19 protein-coding genes are annotated in these 18,237 nt (G+C 35.4%); 15 read left to right on the top strand and 4 right to left on the bottom strand.

The window, feature by feature from the left end:
* On the bottom strand, positions 1-560 hold a 560-nt coding region (locus GHT08_RS12225), incomplete at its 3' end, for an aminoacetone oxidase family FAD-binding enzyme (protein ID WP_193568291.1).
* Between the two features lie 196 nt (positions 561-756).
* Between GHT08_RS12225 and GHT08_RS12220 the strand changes: the two genes are divergently transcribed.
* Together GHT08_RS12220 and GHT08_RS12215 are read left to right on the top strand one after the other, a co-directional pair.
* Positions 757-2,379: a putative polysaccharide biosynthesis protein gene (locus GHT08_RS12220; RefSeq protein WP_163581681.1), complete on the top strand. Its 1,623-nt coding sequence runs from the start codon at positions 757-759 to the stop codon at positions 2,377-2,379.
* Between the two features lie 16 nt (positions 2,380-2,395).
* Complete coding sequence (locus GHT08_RS12215) at positions 2,396-3,097, top strand: pseudouridine synthase (protein WP_163581682.1); 702 nt, start codon at positions 2,396-2,398, stop codon at positions 3,095-3,097.
* Between the two features lie 50 nt (positions 3,098-3,147).
* Here GHT08_RS12215 and GHT08_RS12210 read toward each other — a convergent pair whose 3' ends face one another.
* A complete protein-coding gene (locus tag GHT08_RS12210; protein WP_018933617.1) occupies positions 3,148-3,366 on the bottom strand; it encodes an HTH domain-containing protein in 219 nt (72 codons plus the stop codon).
* Between the two features lie 143 nt (positions 3,367-3,509).
* Here GHT08_RS12210 and GHT08_RS12205 point away from each other — a divergent pair, with 143 nt between their 5' ends.
* From GHT08_RS12205 to GHT08_RS12190, 4 genes are all read left to right on the top strand, one after another.
* Complete coding sequence (locus GHT08_RS12205; protein WP_163581680.1) at positions 3,510-4,523, top strand: potassium channel family protein; 1,014 nt, start codon at positions 3,510-3,512, stop codon at positions 4,521-4,523.
* Between the two features lie 4 nt (positions 4,524-4,527).
* A complete protein-coding gene (gene thpR / locus GHT08_RS12200; RefSeq protein ID WP_163581679.1) occupies positions 4,528-5,076 on the top strand; it encodes an RNA 2',3'-cyclic phosphodiesterase in 549 nt (182 codons plus the stop codon).
* 10 nt (positions 5,077-5,086) lie between these two features.
* A complete protein-coding gene (locus GHT08_RS12195) occupies positions 5,087-6,013 on the top strand; it encodes an NERD domain-containing protein (protein WP_163581678.1) in 927 nt (308 codons plus the stop codon).
* A gap of 140 nt (positions 6,014-6,153) precedes the next feature.
* Positions 6,154-6,957, top strand: coding sequence for a phosphotransferase family protein (locus GHT08_RS12190; protein WP_163581677.1), 804 nt, complete (start codon positions 6,154-6,156; stop codon positions 6,955-6,957).
* On the opposite strand, the gene GHT08_RS12185 is transcribed toward GHT08_RS12190, so the two are convergent.
* Positions 6,938-7,222: a YtzH-like family protein gene (locus GHT08_RS12185; protein ID WP_163581676.1), complete on the bottom strand. Its 285-nt coding sequence runs from the start codon at positions 7,220-7,222 to the stop codon at positions 6,938-6,940. The two genes, GHT08_RS12190 and GHT08_RS12185, sit on opposite strands and share 20 nt — an antisense overlap.
* A 293-nt stretch (positions 7,223-7,515) precedes the next feature.
* Between GHT08_RS12185 and trmB the strand changes: the two genes are divergently transcribed.
* Complete coding sequence (trmB, locus tag GHT08_RS12180) at positions 7,516-8,157, top strand: tRNA (guanosine(46)-N7)-methyltransferase TrmB (protein WP_163581675.1); 642 nt, start codon at positions 7,516-7,518, stop codon at positions 8,155-8,157.
* A gap of 702 nt (positions 8,158-8,859) precedes the next feature.
* On the opposite strand, the gene GHT08_RS12175 is transcribed toward trmB, so the two are convergent.
* Positions 8,860-9,198, bottom strand: coding sequence for a PepSY domain-containing protein (locus GHT08_RS12175; RefSeq protein WP_163581674.1), 339 nt, complete (start codon positions 9,196-9,198; stop codon positions 8,860-8,862).
* 178 nt (positions 9,199-9,376) lie between these two features.
* On the opposite strand from GHT08_RS12175, the gene GHT08_RS12170 reads away from it, so the two are divergent.
* From GHT08_RS12170 to murC, 8 genes are all read left to right on the top strand, one after another.
* The gene (locus GHT08_RS12170; RefSeq protein WP_163581673.1) at positions 9,377-10,438 is read left to right on the top strand and encodes a M42 family metallopeptidase; all 1,062 of its coding nucleotides are present in this window, start codon (positions 9,377-9,379) and stop codon (positions 10,436-10,438) included.
* 12 nt (positions 10,439-10,450) lie between these two features.
* A complete protein-coding gene (locus tag GHT08_RS12165) occupies positions 10,451-10,960 on the top strand; it encodes a DUF84 family protein (RefSeq protein WP_163581672.1) in 510 nt (169 codons plus the stop codon).
* 88 nt (positions 10,961-11,048) lie between these two features.
* On the top strand, positions 11,049-11,579 hold the full coding sequence (locus tag GHT08_RS12160) for a hypothetical protein (RefSeq protein WP_163581671.1): 531 nt from the start codon (positions 11,049-11,051) through the stop codon (positions 11,577-11,579).
* Position 11,580: 1 nt separating this feature from the next.
* Positions 11,581-11,895, top strand: a complete 315-nt coding sequence (locus GHT08_RS12155; protein WP_163581670.1) for a thioredoxin family protein — start codon at positions 11,581-11,583, stop codon at positions 11,893-11,895.
* 527 nt (positions 11,896-12,422) lie between these two features.
* Positions 12,423-13,226 (top strand): DUF1444 domain-containing protein, encoded by an 804-nt coding sequence (locus tag GHT08_RS12150; RefSeq protein ID WP_163581669.1) that lies wholly within the window; start codon positions 12,423-12,425, stop codon positions 13,224-13,226.
* Between the two features lie 18 nt (positions 13,227-13,244).
* Positions 13,245-13,844, top strand: a complete 600-nt coding sequence (gene ytpR / locus GHT08_RS12145) for a YtpR family tRNA-binding protein (RefSeq protein WP_163581668.1) — start codon at positions 13,245-13,247, stop codon at positions 13,842-13,844.
* Positions 13,845-13,995: 151 nt separating this feature from the next.
* Positions 13,996-16,065: a DNA translocase FtsK gene (locus GHT08_RS12140; RefSeq protein ID WP_163581667.1), complete on the top strand. Its 2,070-nt coding sequence runs from the start codon at positions 13,996-13,998 to the stop codon at positions 16,063-16,065.
* A 292-nt stretch (positions 16,066-16,357) separates the two neighbouring features.
* Positions 16,358-17,653 (top strand): UDP-N-acetylmuramate--L-alanine ligase, encoded by a 1,296-nt coding sequence (gene murC, locus GHT08_RS12135; RefSeq protein WP_163581666.1) that lies wholly within the window; start codon positions 16,358-16,360, stop codon positions 17,651-17,653.
* Positions 17,654-18,237 lie beyond the last annotated feature (584 nt).

The following is an 18,237-nucleotide window of genomic DNA, read 5'->3' as shown; positions in this document are numbered from 1 at the left end:
TGAGGGGTGTCTAGTATAACCTTAGGAGATCCCGTATGGGGAACCGCCTTTCCTCCTGCAGCTATAACGACCGCCTTCGTTTCTATATTATCCTGATTATCTAATACGACTTGATGTGTGCTTTCTCTGTAATCAATCGCTTTTACGACCGTATTTTTCTTTACAGTGACATGCAATTCATCTAATCGCTGTAGTAATGCATTGACTACATCATTTGCTTTGTTACTGACAGGGAACATTCTGCCGTGATCTTCTTCCTTTAGAGCAACACCTAAGCCTTCAAAAAAATCAATAATGTCATAGTTATCAAATATAGAAAAAGCACTATAGAGAAAACGACCATTTCCAGGAATATGTTTAATTACTTCATCAGCTGGTAATCGATTCGTTACGTTACATCTTCCTCCACCAGATATCGCTAGTTTCTTTCCTAGTTTATTTCCTTTATCAATTAATATGGTTTTGGCTCCCTGTTCAGCGGAAGCTATTGCTGCCATCAGTCCAGCGGGCCCACCACCAATAATCGTTACATCCATCATTTTAACAATTCTTCCTTCCATTCATATCTCATTGTAGTAAAAGCTTATAAAGTACACATGGAAATTAAGTGTGGTCAAAAGCTAACATTCTTTCGCTAAAGATTACTTTATCGTAATTCGACGAGATTCACAAATTATCTGTCGAAATCAATAACATTCTGTGGACTGCTATGTTAAAATATTAACGTTACATAATTTAATGAATAAAGGTGAAAGCATGTCAAGTTCAAATTTTTTACGTGGTACACTATTGCTCACAGGAGCAAGTTTTTTATCTAAATTTTTAGGGATGATTTATGTTATTCCTTTCGCCAATATGGTAGGAGAAACGGGAACAGCCTTATATTCATATGCTTATATCCCGTATACGATATTGTTAAGTATAGCAACGGTAGGCGTACCTTTAGCAGTTTCCAAATTTGTAGCAAAATATAATACATTAAATGACTATTATACAAGTATGAGAATGTTAAAAATAGGCAGTTTGTTAATGTTAATAACAGGCTTTTTTGCCTTTTTAATTATGTATTTTGGAGCAGATCTCATAGCAAGCTGGACAAAAGATGAAGACAGTAAAGGTGTAACTTTAGAGGAAGTGAAATCTGTTATTCAAATGGTTAGTTTCGCTTTAATAATTATTCCAAGTATGGCTATTATGAGAGGATTTTTTCAAGGAAACCAATCAATGGGTCCAACGGCAGTATCTCAAGTAATAGAGCAAATTATCAGAATCATGTTTTTACTTGTTTCCGTATTTGTAGTTTTAGAAATTGTAGGAGGAACGAATGCAACTGCAATTGGTTTTGCAGCATTTTCTGCTTTTGTTGGTGGTATCGCATCTTGGGTTGTGCTAGCTTTTTACTGGAAAAAACGTAAAAAGTATCTGGACACAGCGATTGAAAATCAAAAAGAAAAAGTGACTATTCCTGTAAGAGATTTATTAAAAGAATTATTTCGCTATTCAGGTCCTTTTGTACTTGTTGGAATAGCTATTCCGATGTATCAACTGATTGATCAATTTACATTTGGTCATGCAATGACGGCAAGAGGTGATGGAGATATAGCAGATATTGCTTTCTCAGCATTTAATTTACAAGGACACAAATTAGTTATCATTCCTGTTACTATCGCGACAGGATTATCGCTTGCCTTAATACCTGAAATTACTAGTGCTTTTAATTCGAATAAGATGCAAAAATTAAATGCTCAAATCAACCAGGCTTTACAAATTATTATGTTTTTTGTACTTCCTGCTGTATTTGGATTAATTCTTCTTGCAGACCCGATCTATGGTGGTTTATTTGGTATGAAAAATCTTGACATAACGGGTGAAGTTTTTGCATGGTATGCGCCAGTAGCGTTAACCTTTGCATTCTTTACGGTTACCTCATATATTCTACAAGGGGTCGAAAAGCAAAACTTTACCCTAATAAGCTTATCAGCTGGTATCCTTACGAAGATACTATTAAATTCAATATTCATTCAAATATTCGCAGCAAAAGGGGCTATCATTGTCACTTTAATTAGTACTTTTATTGCTGTCTTGCTTAACTTGTGGCAAATAAAAAAAGCGATCAGTTTCAATTACCGTAAATTTTATAAATTATCGCTTTTAATGCTGATTTTTACAGGTATAATGGTTATTGTGTTGTTAGTAGTAAAATACGTATTTGGCTTGTTCTTAGATGTTCATGAAAATCGAATTCATGCTGTATTAATGATGGTGATTGGTGTCACTGCTGGTGGTTCCGTTTATCTATATTTAGGTTATGCATCAACCTTATTTGAAAGGATTACAGGAAGAAGAATTGCTATTTTAGATCGATTAATCAGAAGATAGAAAGGAGGCAACCATTATTCGTTTAGATAAATTTTTAGCAAATATGGGTTACGGTAGCCGCAAAGATGTCAAAACATTAGTAAAAAAGAAGCGAATAACTGTTAATGATCAATCGGTCCGTAAAGCCGATATCCAGATTGATCCGGACAAAGACCAAGTAAAGTGTGATGATAAAGTAATTCAATATCAGAAATATATCTATTTAATGTTATACAAACCAGCAGGATATCTGTCTGCTACGGAAGATCAAAGGCAAAAAACCGTTCTTGATCTGATAAAAAAACAGGATAAGGTACTATCCCCTTTTCCTGTTGGACGATTGGATAAAGATACAGAAGGCTTATTATTATTAACGAATGACGGTCAATTGGCACATGAGCTACTATCACCAAAAAAACATGTAGATAAAACCTATATTGCAAGGTTAGCAAAAACAATTACTGATAAAGATATTAAACAATTTGCTGAAGGTGTTATGTTAGAAGATGGTTATGTTACTAAGCCTGCGAGATTAAAAACTATCGAAGATAAAATGGTAGAAATTACGATTACAGAGGGGAAATTTCATCAAATTAAGCGAATGTTTGAAGCAATTGACAATAGTGTGTTGTATTTGAAGCGATTGTCAATGGGAAGCTTGCAGCTAGATGAGAAACTAAACATAGGAGAATATCGGGAGTTAACAACAGAAGAGGTGGACCAATTAAGTAGCAAATAAAATACCAGTATTAGACCAATACTGGTTAAGAATATATTTAATCAATTATATTAGGAGATTTTTACTTTTTTATTTGTGATTTTCCAACGTCCCCGATTTGGACTATTAACAAGCCCATTGTATGCTAGCAAATGTAAATCTCGTTGTACGGTGCGATCAGTAATGCCAAACTCTTCAGCTATTTGGCTCGTGGTGACCGGTCCATTCTCTCTAATAAATAGGTAGACAGCCTTCACACGAGTTAGCATGCGGGTGGTTGATTGACTCAAAAAATCACTCCTTCAAAGTTTTCAAGTTAAACCTTGTTAAAGTATATTCATGATGTACTTTCTATTTTACACTTTATTTCATGTATTTTCTATAGATAACTTTTAATTTACAGATAATTAAAAAAAATCGAGGTGAATATTTGATGCACATTCTTAAACAATTGATGAAAAAAGTTATCCATATTCCGAATTATATGCTATTTATAACAAGTATTCTGTTAGTTTTACTTTCATCTATATTAATTGTCTTCATTGAGAGAGACTCCTTCCCAACCATTTTTGATGGTTTCTGGTGGGTGATGACTACTGTTACGACAGTGGGATATGGTGATCTTTATCCAGAAACAGTTGGAGGTAGATTGTTGGCATTATTTTTATATGTTTTTGGTATCGGGCTAATTGGTGTAGTGATAGGGAAAATTATAGATAGTCTGGCGATTTACCGTAAAAAAAGACAGGAAGGTGATATTATGTATAAAGGAAAAGGGCATTATATTATTATCGGATGGTCTCAAAAGGCGAAGTTCGCAATTAAGGAAATGCTTGCAACCCATCAGGATATAGATGTTATTATTATCGACCAATTAGAGAAAGCACCAATGTTAGACTCTAACATCTTTTACATAAAAGGAAATCCTTCTGAGAAGGAACCGCTAGAAAAAGCGAATATAAAAGAAGCAAAATCAGTTTTAATCTTTGCGGACGATAAGATCACGGAAGGTCAATTAGCTGATGGTAAAACATTATTGATAGCTTCTACTATTACAGAAATGGCACCAGAAGTACATACAATCGTAGAGGTTATGGTGGAAAATCATATTAAGAATTTTAAATATTTGCAAATTGATGAATTTATCATATCAAATGAAACGATTTCGTCATTATTTGTACGTTCAGCTTTTCGAAACGGGATGTCTAGCATATTTGGTCAGTTGCTTCGGAGATCACAAGGTGACGATTTATTTTATGTACCGGTAAAATCATCGTGGAATACGTATAAAGATGCTTTTGATGATTTATTGAAACAAGGGGCGACACTTGTTTCAGATCGTGATCATTTAAATATCAATCGAATGCTGGATGAGACCATACCTGATAACGCTGAATTGTTTGTTATATGCGATAAACCAACATATCAGAAAATAATAAGAGGGTAATAAGATGAATACTACACGACATTACTTTATTGCGGTAGAAATTGACTATGAGACGAAAAAATGGCTTTATCAGATTCAACAAAGGCTAAAGACAGACTTTCACTATAAAAGCTGGGTTGACCAGAACGATTTTCATATCACTTTACATTTTTTCGGTGCAATCGATAGAACGATGCTAAATCGTGTAGCGGATCAATTGCAACAGTTGGACAATCGAGCTTTTACAGTTAAAATTGCTGGACTTTCTACCTTTGGATCAGTAAATAAGCCACGTGTATTATGGGTAGGAGTTGAAAAACATCCTTCCTTAGTACAATTACATCAAGATATAAAACAAATAGTTGGGAAGTATGTACAGATAGATAAACGACCCTTTACTCCCCATATAACGCTTGCTAAAAAATGGGCTAGTGAACAACAATTACAGAATAAAGCCATTCTTAACCAACCAACTGGTGAAAAACAGCTACACATTAATAAAGTGGTTATATATGAAATACACTCAGAAAAAAAGCAAAAATATCAAATTTGGCAGCAATTTGAATTGAAATGAGGTGACACAAGTGGCTCAGTTAATTAAATTAGAAAATTACATTTCACGCTATCAACGAGATATTTTTCATTACCCGAGCCAATTTTCGCGGTTGAAGAAGGAAAACTGGGAGCGTTTAAAATATTTATGGGAAGATCAGAAACAACTTAAATTAGAAGTCGATAATGAAAAAGAGTTAAAAGAATCTAATTTTTCGAAATGGCGTTCTTTCTTCAATAGTCGGTCTGAAGCAGAAGATATTGATATAGAAGAAAATACAAATGACATCAATTTTTTACCAGCCTCAGAGGACGAGTTGAAACACTATTTCTTAGATACATTAATCCCATTTCAACTTAAATGGGCATCGACAACCATTAATGAAATGTCATTTATAAATCGCTCATATTATCAGGATTTTTTATTGAAATACTTTTTACAACGCATACCTGATACGCACTTACTTATGTACTTTCCCATTTTTCAATTAAAAAATGGACCAATGGAAGGGGATATTGTATTAATTAGCCCCTTAGAAATTGAAATTATCACACTACTTGAAAAGCCAAAGAATCAGGTAATTATTCCAAATGATTCAAGACTATGGTTTATAGAAGAAAACAATATACAAAGTAAATTTCTAAGTCCATTAATAAGCACAAAACGGACAGAAACGATTATTCAAAGCATCTTAAAGAAATACCAGCTAGATTTTCCAATTAAAAAAGTAGTGTTATCTCGAACAAATGTGATGGATTACCAATTAGAGCCATATCACACCAATTTCGTTGACCGAGATGATCATGAGGAATGGCTTAAACAGAAGCAGCAATTATTTACACCATTAAAGCATCAACAGCTAAAAGTAGCAGAAGTATTACTAAAACATTGTGAGTCGATAGCTGTAAAAAGACCGGAATGGGAACAAGATGAACCGTCAGATTCTTTTTCAAAATGACAAAAATAGATATATTTTTTGTCGAAAATTAAATTTTCTCTTGAAATTACACCTGATTTTGCGTTAATCTATTATTACTATTCCCTTTTTAAAGATAAAGAGGTTAAGAGACTACTAAGAGGAATTGAGGGTGACAAGCTGTGGAACATATTCTAGGTGAAGATTGGACGATTATTCCTGCTGGTGGATCAACCGGTGCGGCTTATTATGCCCAATCAAAACAGAAAAAACTATTTTTAAAACGAAATTCATCTCCATTTTTGGCTGTATTATCTGCACAAGGTATTGTGCCAAAACTTGTTTGGACAAAGCGCCTTGAGAACGGTGATGTAGTAACAGCTCAACAATGGCTGGATGGTAAAGCCTTAAATATTGAAGAAATGCAGCACCCTAAAGTAGCAAAATTATTAAGTAAAATCCATCATTCCTCTGAATTATTAGATATGTTGTTACGGATAGAAAAATCTACTATCCTACCAGATCAAATGTTAGTAAGAGTGAAACAATTCGTACAGGGTAACAAATTTGCACGGCATTCACTTACGATCTATAAGGCGATTAAATACCTAGAAGAGCGGTTATTAGACGTTTATTATGATCAGCAAGTTGTGTGCCATTGTGATTTGAATCATCACAATTGGATGTTATCTAAAAATGGTGAATTATATTTAATTGATTGGGATAATGCGCGTGTCGGTGATCCCGCTATGGATATAGGGAGAATTCTTCAATCCTATATACCAAAGCAGGAATGGGACCAATGGCTTGAACACTATGGTATGGAGAATAGTCGATATTTAATGCAACGCATGCACTGGTATTTATTAGTTGAAGAAATACTTGGTTATGTATGGTCTGAAAATCGTCATAGGATAAAAGAAGCTGATACCCATTTAAATGAGTTGAATCAGCTTCTACATCAAATTAATGATTGGAATCTTTGATCACTTGTAACCATTGTTGAATATCTGTTTGGTGTTGATTGATATGATCATCTAAGTTATTAGAAACAGCACCTGACGTCCCATAATGGTCGATCACATCTACTATTTGGGATAATTCGCTATTTTGGATCGATGGTTGTTGTTGAAGAGATCTGATTAATCTTGATATTTGTTCGCATTCTGAAGCACTGCCACAACATTCTTCAGCATGCAGACTTAAAAGATCATGCAGTAAATCTAGTTGGTTATTTACATTTAATGCCATAACTTATCTCCCACCTTTATAATTAGCATGTTCTAAAAAAGAAAATAGTATACAGAAATTCAAAGTAGAAGGCTTTTGCTAAATAATTGGCAAAAGCCAATTTAGTGTATGATTAAAGTGACAAATGGCAAAATGAAACATAAAAGATACTCTGGTGTCACGATGCTATTCGTCCGTAAAACCCTCACTTCAAAATTTAAGCAAATCAAGGAAGCTATGTGGGGATCACGCCGTTTCGCTAACCATTAGTATTACTTAAGATAAAGACTTACTGTATAAAGGAGCTAAATTTCATGAGAGCAAGACATAAACCATGGGCAGATGATTACTTGAAAGAAAACAACGAGCTTGTCGAATTAAAGCCCGCTGAATATAAAGGTAAATGGCGACAAGAGATTAGTGAAGGTAAACCATTACATCTAGAAATCGGTACAGGCAAAGGTCAATTTATTGAAGGAATGGCGGGACAATATCCGGATATTCATTTTATCGGAATCGAGATTGTCAAAAGCATAATTGTGTCTGCGGTGGAAAAAGTGAAAGATGCCGAGCGCGCTAATGTGACATTAATAAATGAAAATGCCCAGGACTTATCGGATTTATTTGAAGATAATGAAATAGATCAAATGTACCTTAACTTTTCGGATCCATGGCCAAAAAACAGACATGAAAAAAGAAGGTTGACGTATCACACTTTTTTAGAGCAATATCAAAGAATTTTGAAACCGAATGGAGAATTAGTATTAAAGACTGATAATAGGGGATTGTTTGAATATTCCTTAGTAAGTTTTTCTCAATTTGGCTGTACATTGAAAGAAATCACATTAGACTTGCATCGATTAGAAGACCCAACAAATGTGATGACTGAATATGAAGAAAAATTCTCAGCGAAAGGACAACCTATTTATCGTTGTCGAGTGCAATTTCCAAAATAAAAATAGGCAGATTTATCGCCCACTATTCATTAGTAGTAGAAACACACTGCGAAGTAATGAAAGGTGAAAAAGTGAGGTCTTCTCCCATTCTGATTAATGATGAGTGCTCACATGCGCTCCGGCAGAATACTGCGCTTTCCGTGGGCTCGGCTTCAGCTAACTTGGTGAAGAAAGGCACTTCACCAAGTGGATCTTCAGCTCTCGCTGTCCCACAGGAGTCTTCGTATTCTGCCTCCGCTATATTCAGTTTTCTGAATTAGGGATTGGAAGGAAATACTTAGAATATATACGCTTACTTCCCTCTCTTTTTTCCGCAACGACGACTATACATTCATCAAAAATCAGGACGGAAGAGAGCATATCCTTACTCACGTTACTGCGCAGTTTATGTTTATTGTTCGCCATTTCATCCTTTTCTCACCTAAAAAACCGAGCTCTTTTGCTCGGTTTTGGCTAGTATGATAAGAAAGTATAAATTTTACGTAGATGTCTAGCTCCGAGCGCCCAGAAACTAGGCGACTTCACGAATTGCCCTACGATAAAGAAGACTTGCCGATTGGTGAAACCAGAGGCTTAGTCGCACTTATGCCTTTAGGTGAAAGTCATCATCGGTTCGTAAACTCACCGTGATTCCTTTATCTCAGTTAATTCGTTCCAGTCGCTACGTTTCTAATCGGGCGCTCTGCGCTTTTCTTAGCATTATTAAGTATTAGTATGGACTTGCTCTGGATGTTGTGGAAAGATATCAATTACAGTTCCAGTGTATGCATCTACATAAAATTCATATGGTACATATTCACTATCGATATGCTTGGTAATGCCACCGTGATATACTTCGTATTCAAGACCATTTTTTTGTAATGGCTCCGACTTCATATAGATCCACGAACCACTAACTTCGTACTTCTTTTGAAAATAATCTTTTACAGCTTTCAATGCTTTTTCTGGCTTTATCCGTTGTTTTTCACTCTGTTGATGTCTCAGAAAATATCCCAGCATAAAAGCAAAGCCTGCAATAATAATCGTATTCTTCTTATTCATCGTTTCACTCCATCCATTTAATTAAGTTAAATGACGAAACATACATCTTCATCTTAAGGATAATAATAGAAAAAAAGCAAGTAAAAAGCTATGTAGGCTTAATTTTCTTTTAAATGTATAATGCTTTTCGTATAATAATTAATAATGATATAGTGTATGAAAGAAAGGATGACGATAAATGAATAACGAAACATTAGAGCTTTTTCGAACGTTGACAGAACTTCCGGGTGCTCCAGGTAATGAGCATGCAGTTAGAAAGTTTATGAAACAAGAGTTAACGAAATATGCTGATGACATCATTCAGGACAGGCTAGGTGGGGTTTTTGGTGTAAAAAAAGGACAAGGTCCGAAAGTTCTTGTAGCAGGTCATATGGATGAAGTAGCGTTTATGGTAACACAAATAACAGATAACGGTATGATTCGCTTTCAGCCATTAGGTGGCTGGTGGTCACAAGTGCTACTATCCCAACGAGTGGAAATACATACAGAAGATAAAAAGGTGATTGGTGTAGTTGGCTCCATTCCACCACATAACCTAACACAAGCTGAACGTTCCAAGCCAATGCAACAGAAAAATATGCTGATTGATATTGGGGCAGACAATAAAGAAGACGCAGAGCAAATCGGGATAAAACCTGGTCAATCTATCATTCCTGTTTCAGAATTTACGCCAATGGCTAATGAGAAGAAAATTCTAGCGAAAGCTTGGGATAATCGTTATGGCTGTGGTTTAGCGATAGAATTGTTAAAGGAATTGCAAGGGGAAACTGTACCGAACCAACTTTATTCTGGTGCTACTGTTCAAGAAGAAGTAGGTCTTCGTGGCGCGAAAGTTGCGGCCAATATGATTAAGCCGGATATTTTCTATGCATTAGATGCTTCACCTGCTAATGACATGTCAGGAGATGATAAAGAATTTGGTCAGCTAGGCAAAGGTGCACTCTTGCGTATATTTGACCGATCAATGATCACACACCATGGAGTAAGAGACTTTGTTTTAGATACAGCAGAAAGTAACAATATTCCGTATCAATATTTTATTTCTCAAGGTGGAACCGACGCTGGCAGTGTTCATTTATCGAACCAGGGGGTTCCTTCAGCAGTTATTGGTATTTGCTCTCGCTATATTCATACACATGCATCCATTATTCACGTAGACGATTATCAAGCAGCCAAAGAATTGTTACTCAAATTGGTAAAACAAACAGACAAAAATACGTTAGATGCAATTTTAGGTTAATGGGTGCCACTCATGAACATTGTAGTAGGATCGCATAATAAAGCAAAAGTAAATGCAGTAAAACGTGTATTCACTGAAGCATCTATTAAAAGTGCTGATGTTCCCTCGGGAGTAAACGCGCAACCGAAATCGGATACGGAGACAATGCAAGGGGCAATCAATAGAGCGAAAGCATGTAAGCAAATAGAAGAAGATTGTTATGGTATCGGGCTCGAAGGCGGAATTATGCAAATGGAAAATCAATTGTTTTTATGTAATTGGGGTATTCTAATTACACCACATGATCATTTGTACATGGCAAGTGGAGCAAGGATCCCCTTACCGGATGAAATTGCTCAGCCTTTATTAAATGGGCAAGAATTAGGCGATGTCATGAAAGAATGGACAAATATTCATAATATTCGTCACCATCAAGGTGCGATTGGTATTTTTACGGATTCACATGTGTCGCGTGAAGAGATGTTTACACATGTAGTAAAGCTTCTGGCAGGACAAGCGCAATACCGACGCAACAGTAAATAAATGGCATGAATTTTCTCTTGTGAAATAACTAAAAAATAGTATGATAGTAAAAGGGGGAAAATAGGACTAAAATATCAGGAGGATTTATATGAAAATGGAGAAATCTGGTTTGGTAGTTGTTTCCTTATTAATCGTTTTTTTAATAGGGATGAATTTATGGACAATCAAACCAACTGAGGAAGTCTTATCAGAAGCTGTTGAAGTAGCAGAACAACAATTCCAACAAAGTGCAAAAGACCAAAATCAACAAGTAGATAACTTTTCTTTATATGTACCAGAAGGATTTGAAGTAGAAAAACAAACCGCTAATAATTTGTTACTCGCGAAAGAAGAGCAAACATTTATATTATTTTTTAATGCATTAGAATCGCAAACGAGCCGATTAAATTATGAAGCTGCAAAGGAAGAACAGGAGGACTATGAGTGGTTAGTCTCCTTTGAGGACCAGAATCGTTTTGGTTATATTAATATAGTGGAACATGAAGAGCAATTTGAAGTACAAATAGGTGTTGGTGGTGTGAAAGTTACGACTATTAGTGCGAAAAGCGAACTAGAGCAAGATGTTAAAGATATGATGGATATCGCCAACTCTATTGCATATGAAGAAGGAGCATCGTAATATGAGAACTTTACAATCAGAACAAGAATTTGAACAGTTACAAAACGAAGAAAAAGTAATCTTTTTATTTTCAGCTGACTGGTGTCCGGACTGCCGAGTAATTGAGCCGATATTGCCTGAAATAGAAGAGAAATATCAGGACTATCTATTTGTATATGTCGATAGAGATCAATTTATTGATATTTGTGTGAACAATGATATTTTTGGAATTCCCAGCTTCTTAGCTTATGATCATGGAAAAGAATTAGACCGTTTTGTAAGTAAAGACAGAAAAACACAAGAAGAAATCGAAAATTTTATTGAAAAATTAGCTTAAATCATCTGCAAAGAATCTATCCATTCAGGTAGATTCTTTTTGCTGTGATCTACATAAATTGTGAAATAACGTGAAGATAGACTTGAATAGTATTGACTGCTTAAATTAGGAATAGGGGGGGACGATTGTTCCGCTATTTTGAAAAAAATCGCGATTTTGGCTTGCCTAAGGACATCTATTCCGCTATTCGTGGCACCGGAAATAACCGAATAAGGGATTAAATGCCCGGTTAGCACTGTGGCAAACTCATTGCTTCTCATTTGTTAGCTATTGTTCAATAGTTCGACGGAAAACATACTTGTTTTATAATCAATTTTTAGTGATTTGCAATGTCATATTTTGCACTTTCATAGGGATTATAACCCAAGTTGCCAATGCATAAAGCGAATACCGCCCACTTTAACTCCCGTGGGAATCGTTTGGCCTGAAGATCCACTTTCTTATAGCAGATTGGTTATTTTTCATTTCTATAAAAAAGTGTTACAATACCATTTAGTGTTTTCTTCCGCAAAAGGAGGACGAAGATAATGAAAATGACTTCAATAAAAATGAAAAGAAAACTTGATGAATTATTCCAGCGTGATGACTGGCGAGTCTCGTTTAATCGAGATAAAGACACTTATCGCGTTGAGTGGAAGGACACCAAACAAGGTGTTTCAATAAATATTCCTAACGTGATTGCAAAATATGAACGAAGAGGCGACGTTGCACTGGAGGAATTACAATTCCATGTGAGCGAGTCGCTTAAAATGATGCGTGAGGAACACGAGCTTGAAGGACAGGAAAAGCAAATCTATCCTGTTATTCGTGCAACATCATTTCCAAAGAAAACAAAAGCAGGTACACCTTTAGTTTATTCAGAACATACGGCAGAGACGAATATCTACTATGCTTTAGATTTAGGGACAACGTATCAGTTAATTGATGAAAAGATGTTAGCAGAACAAGGTTGGTCATATGAAAGGTTAAAAGAAATATCCTTGTTTAATATTCGTTCTTTATCTGTTTCACCGAAGAAAGATACGGTGGCAGACAATGATTTTTATTTTATTGCAACACAGGACGGATATGATGCCAGTCGTATATTAAACGAGGTTTTCTTAGAAGAAATGAAAGCTAATGCACTTGGAGAGGTAGTTGTAGCAGTCCCTCATCAAGACGTATTGATTGTAGCAGATATCAAAAATGAAACAGGCTATGATATTATTGCACAAATGACGATGAAGTTCTTTGCTGAAGGACGAGTGCCGATTACATCATTACCGTTCATCTATGAAGATAAGCATTTAGAACCAGTGTTCATCTTAGCAAAAAATAAACCAAAAGAATAAGAGAGGAATTAAGAAGCGATGTTTGTTTACTATAATCAAAAAGGTATTGGAGATGTACTACTATTTCCCGTTAAAAATAATGAGAAAGTAACATTTGAATCATTTGGAGATGTTGTTAAAATTATCGATGAAACTACAAATGAGCTTGTAGGATATAATATTTTCCATGCTTCGAACTATTTCACTGATTTATCAGACGGTAAAATGAAATTAACGGAAGAGATGCTTGCAGAAATGAAGGAAGCATTTAAACAAAATAATCTGACAGATTCACTAGATTTAGATTTGTCACCTAAATTTGTTGTCGGTTATGTCAGTGAGATCAAACCTCATGAAAATGCGGACAAATTACGGGTCTGTCAAGTTGATGTCGGCAATGATCAGTTACAAATTGTCTGTGGAGCACCGAATGTAGACCAAGGGCAAAAAGTAGTTGTAGCAAAAGTAGGAGCTATTATGCCAAGCGGATTGGAAATTAAGCCGACTAAACTAAGAGGTGTAGATTCTCATGGTATGATATGTTCACAAAAAGAATTAGGTTTGCCGAACGCACCACAAGAAAAAGGAATCTATGTATTACCAGCTGATCAAGAAGTAGGTAATGTGTTTCAATTTTAGAACCTTTGTCTCCGGACAAGGGTTCTTTACACGTTATAAAGTAATTTTTCAAAAAATATAACTATTACAAGGAGCCTTTTCATGATAAAATAGGGGAAGAGTTCTCGATTGTAAAATCGTACATAAATTAGGAAGAGAGCGTGAACGTACGATGTGGAAAAATATAAAAAAAAGATGGGAACACTTATTTGAAGAGAACGAGCCAGAATTAGCGAGTGAAAAAAAACCTTTACAATATAAAACGATAGAAACCAAAATGGCATATAGGTATCCAAAAAGTCATACAACTGATACTATTTTAAAAAGAAAAACTGTACATAAAAAAGAAAATCATTCGTTAGATCAACATCAGGAAGAACATGCGGAGCACCAAGATAAACAACAGCCTTTTAGAGCACAGGATGTACCATCACCTGTACATGGTTTTCGAAGTCGTTCTAAACGAGTTATAGAATCCGATGAATCGTCGTTGGATAATCACGACGAACCGATACCGGAAAATCAAACGGTCGCTTCAGAAAATGAAAAGGTCGAGGATGAACCAATTGTAGAAAGTGAATCTCGATCAGCTTCAACTCTACCTGTCATCGAAGAGAAAAAGCAGCAAGACAGTGAAATGAAATCTAGTAAAACAGTTGAGATATCGAAAGTAATGGAAACTAGAAAAAAAGATAAAAGTGAACGTAAAGCCAGTGTGAAGCCGATAAATGTGATGATGACACCTCGTGATAAATGGAAACACCATAACCAACGGAAAAAACCAACACAGCAAAATACGGCTAATCATTACGCAACTAAAGGCGATACACAAATACAAAAATCAGTGCCTATTCACTTGCTCAATGATGTGGAGCAAACCGAGCAACAACATGATGGTTGGGTTAATGAACAAGCGGAAAAATTACAAACAACGTTACGTTACTTTAACATAAAAGCTAAAGTCGTTGATAAGACACAGGGGCCGTCTGTGACCCGCTTTGAAATTCAACCAGAACCAGGTGTGAAAGTAAGTAAGATTAAGAATTTAAGTGATGATATTAAATTGAATTTAGCGGCAAAAGATATTCGGATTGAAGCACCTATTCCTGGGAAAAACACCATTGGAATTGAAGTACCTAACTTGAATCCTGAGCCTGTCTTTTTGCAAAAGATGTTAGAGAGTAATACATTTCAAGAAAGCACATCACCGTTAACTGTTGGACTTGGCTCTGATATTGAAGGTCAATCGGTTGTCACAGATTTGAAGAAAATGCCGCACGGGCTTATTGCTGGTGCAACTGGCTCTGGTAAAAGTGTTTGTATCAATACCATCTTAATTAGCTTGTTATATAAAGCGAATCATGAAGAAGTGAAATTTTTGTTAATTGATCCGAAAATGGTTGAATTAACACCTTATAATGATATCCCACACTTGGTAGCGCCTGTTATCACGGATGTAAAGGCAGCAACCTCTTCATTAAAATGGGCTGTTCAAGAAATGGAAGACAGATATGCCAAATTTGTTGAAGAAGGTGCAAGAGATATTAACCGCTATAATGAGAAAATGAGAAGACAAAGTCGACCAGAGGATCACATGCCATATATTGTTATCGTGATTGATGAGTTAGCAGACTTAATGATGACCTCTCCACAAGATGTGGAAGATGCGATTTGTCGAATTGCCCAAAAGGCAAGAGCGTGTGGCATTCATTTGCTTATAGCTACACAAAGACCATCTGTAGATGTTATTACAGGTTTAATAAAAGCTAATATCCCTAGTAGAATTGCATTTAGTGTATCTTCACAAGTAGATTCCAGAACAATATTAGATACAAATGGTGCAGAGAAATTACTAGGTAAGGGCGATATGTTATTTGTCGAGAATGGATCTGGAGAAACAAAAAGGATACAAGGTGCATTTGTGTCTGATGATGAAATAGAGCGAATTACTAACTATGTCAAGCAGATAGCAAGCCCAAACTATTTATTTGAGCAAGAGCAACTAATCCAGCAAGTTTCCTCCAGTGAAGGTACAGATGAACTCTATCATGAAGCGGTTGAATTTGTGCTCGATTATAATGGAGCTAGTGCTTCTTTACTACAACGTCGATTTAAGATCGGATATAACCGTGCCGCAAGATTAATTGATATGATGGAGGATAATGGTATTATTTCTGGACAGAATGGAAGTAAACAACGAGAAATATTAGTATCTCGTCATGATGTCATGAACAATAATTAATTTGTATTAAAAATGTTATCGAATAGTTCAAAATGATTAATGAACATTCAACATCGATTCGGTATATAATGGCAGAAAGTGAGACTTTCATCAGTGAGGCTTTTTATTTCCTCACTGATGGTCAGCGCTGTGAAAAATACTTTTTAACGTAATAAATATGCATAAAGACTTGACACAAACCGAGATTTATTAGAAGATAATTTCTTGTGTTATATAAATTCTAAAAGATGATTAGAAAAATAATCATGATGAGACGAGTTAATTTTATCATTGATTTTGGAGGTTCTGTTTTATGAAAATTTACCATTTTATTGGTATTAAAGGGACAGGAATGAGCGCCCTGGCACAAATCCTTGCAGACTCTGGCGAACAGGTACAGGGTTCTGATATTGAAAAATATATATTTACACAAGATGCTTTAGAAGGTAAAAACATACCAATATTACCTTTTTCAGAAGATAATATTAAAGAAGGTTTAACCATTATTGCAGGAAATGCCTTTAAAGATAATCATGAGGAAATAAAAAAAGCAAAAGAATTAGGGCTTCCATTCTATCGCTATCACGAGTTCTTAGGTGAATGGATTAATCAATATACAAGTATTGCAGTTACCGGTGCACATGGAAAAACATCAACAACCGGCTTACTTGCACATGTTCTGGATCAAGCTTGTCCAATTTCCTATCTTATTGGAGACGGAACCGGAAAAGGTTCAGAAGACAGTAAGTATTATGTGTTTGAAGCATGTGAATATCGGCGTCATTTCTTAGCATATAAGCCAGATTATGCGATTATGACAAATATTGATTTCGATCATCCGGATTATTTCAAGGATATCGATGATGTGTTTGATTCTTTTCAACAAATGGCAGATAACGTAAAGAAGGGTATTGTTGCTTGCGGGGATGATGAGTATCTACAGGCAATCCAAGCAAAAGTACCTGTGCTTTATTATGGTCTAAATGACACGAATGATTTTTGTGCAAAAAATATTCAAGAAGATGAAGAAGGTACTACGTTTGATGTCTTTGTTCGTAATAACTATTATGACACGTTCCAAATTAAAGCATATGGAAACCATAATATATTGAATGCTTTAGCTGTCATTACCATATGTCATTATGAAGGTTTCACAGCGTCTCAAATTAAAGAGATTGTATCATTTAAAGGGGTAAAAAGAAGGTTTTCAGAGAAACAATTTGGAAATCAGATTTTAATTGATGATTATGCTCACCATCCAAAAGAGGTAGATGCTACGATTGAAGCTGCTCGCAAGAAATATCCTGAAAAGGAAATTGTTGCGATATTTCAGCCTCATACCTATTCTAGAACGAAAACCTTTATGAATGAATTCAGTGAAGCTTTATCACAAGCGGATGCTGTATACTTATGTGATATTTTCGGGTCTGCAAGAGAATCTCAAGCAAACTTATCGATTAATGATTTGAAACAGTTAATCGAGCAGAGTGAATTATTGGATTTAGACAATATTCATCTTTTAGAAAATCATCAAAATAGTGTCCTAGTCTTTATGGGTGCAGGAGATATTCAGAAATATCAAGAAGCATATGAAAAAAGTATAAAATAAGAAGGATTCGACCGTCTTTTGTCTATTTTATTAGAAAACGTATCAAAAAGAAGGGGGAGAATCCTTCTTTTTTTTACAAATAAAGAAAGCATATATCCATTGGTAGGACAACCTTTATAACCATTATTAGTGATTTCCAATACCAAACCCTGCACTTTCACAAGGACAATAACCCAAGGTGTGTCTGGTCTAACAAATGATGTAGCACATACAAAAAGCTTAGCTTGCCGAGTAGTTATTTTGAAATGTTTGAGTATATTGGCAACGCTCCGCCTAATTATTTCCGCGGCACGCTATTAACTAACTTTGCAAAGAAAAACAAGTTGCAAAGTGGATCTTTGGCTTGAGCTATTCCCGTAGGAGTTAATTCTCCGCTATGATAAGGAGCAACAATTTAATAGATTGACTTTTTACAATAGGTTGAAAATCGCTATTTGTGAGTAAAAAAACTGTGTTACCTCATGCTAGCGTTGTAAAGCAGATCCTAGCGAAGGCCGCCCACTTTCACTCCTTTGGAAATTGTTTGACCTGAAGATCCACTTATTCGAGCGTTTTGCTCGAATAAGTTAGCTGAAGGACAACCT

Origin of the sequence: Gracilibacillus saliphilus (genome assembly GCF_010994085.1) — a bacterium.
Taxonomy (GTDB): domain Bacteria; phylum Bacillota; class Bacilli; order Bacillales; family Amphibacillaceae; genus Gracilibacillus; species Gracilibacillus lacisalsi.
The sequence above is the reverse complement of the archived record's forward strand: the minus strand, read 5'-3'. Positions and strand labels throughout refer to the sequence as shown.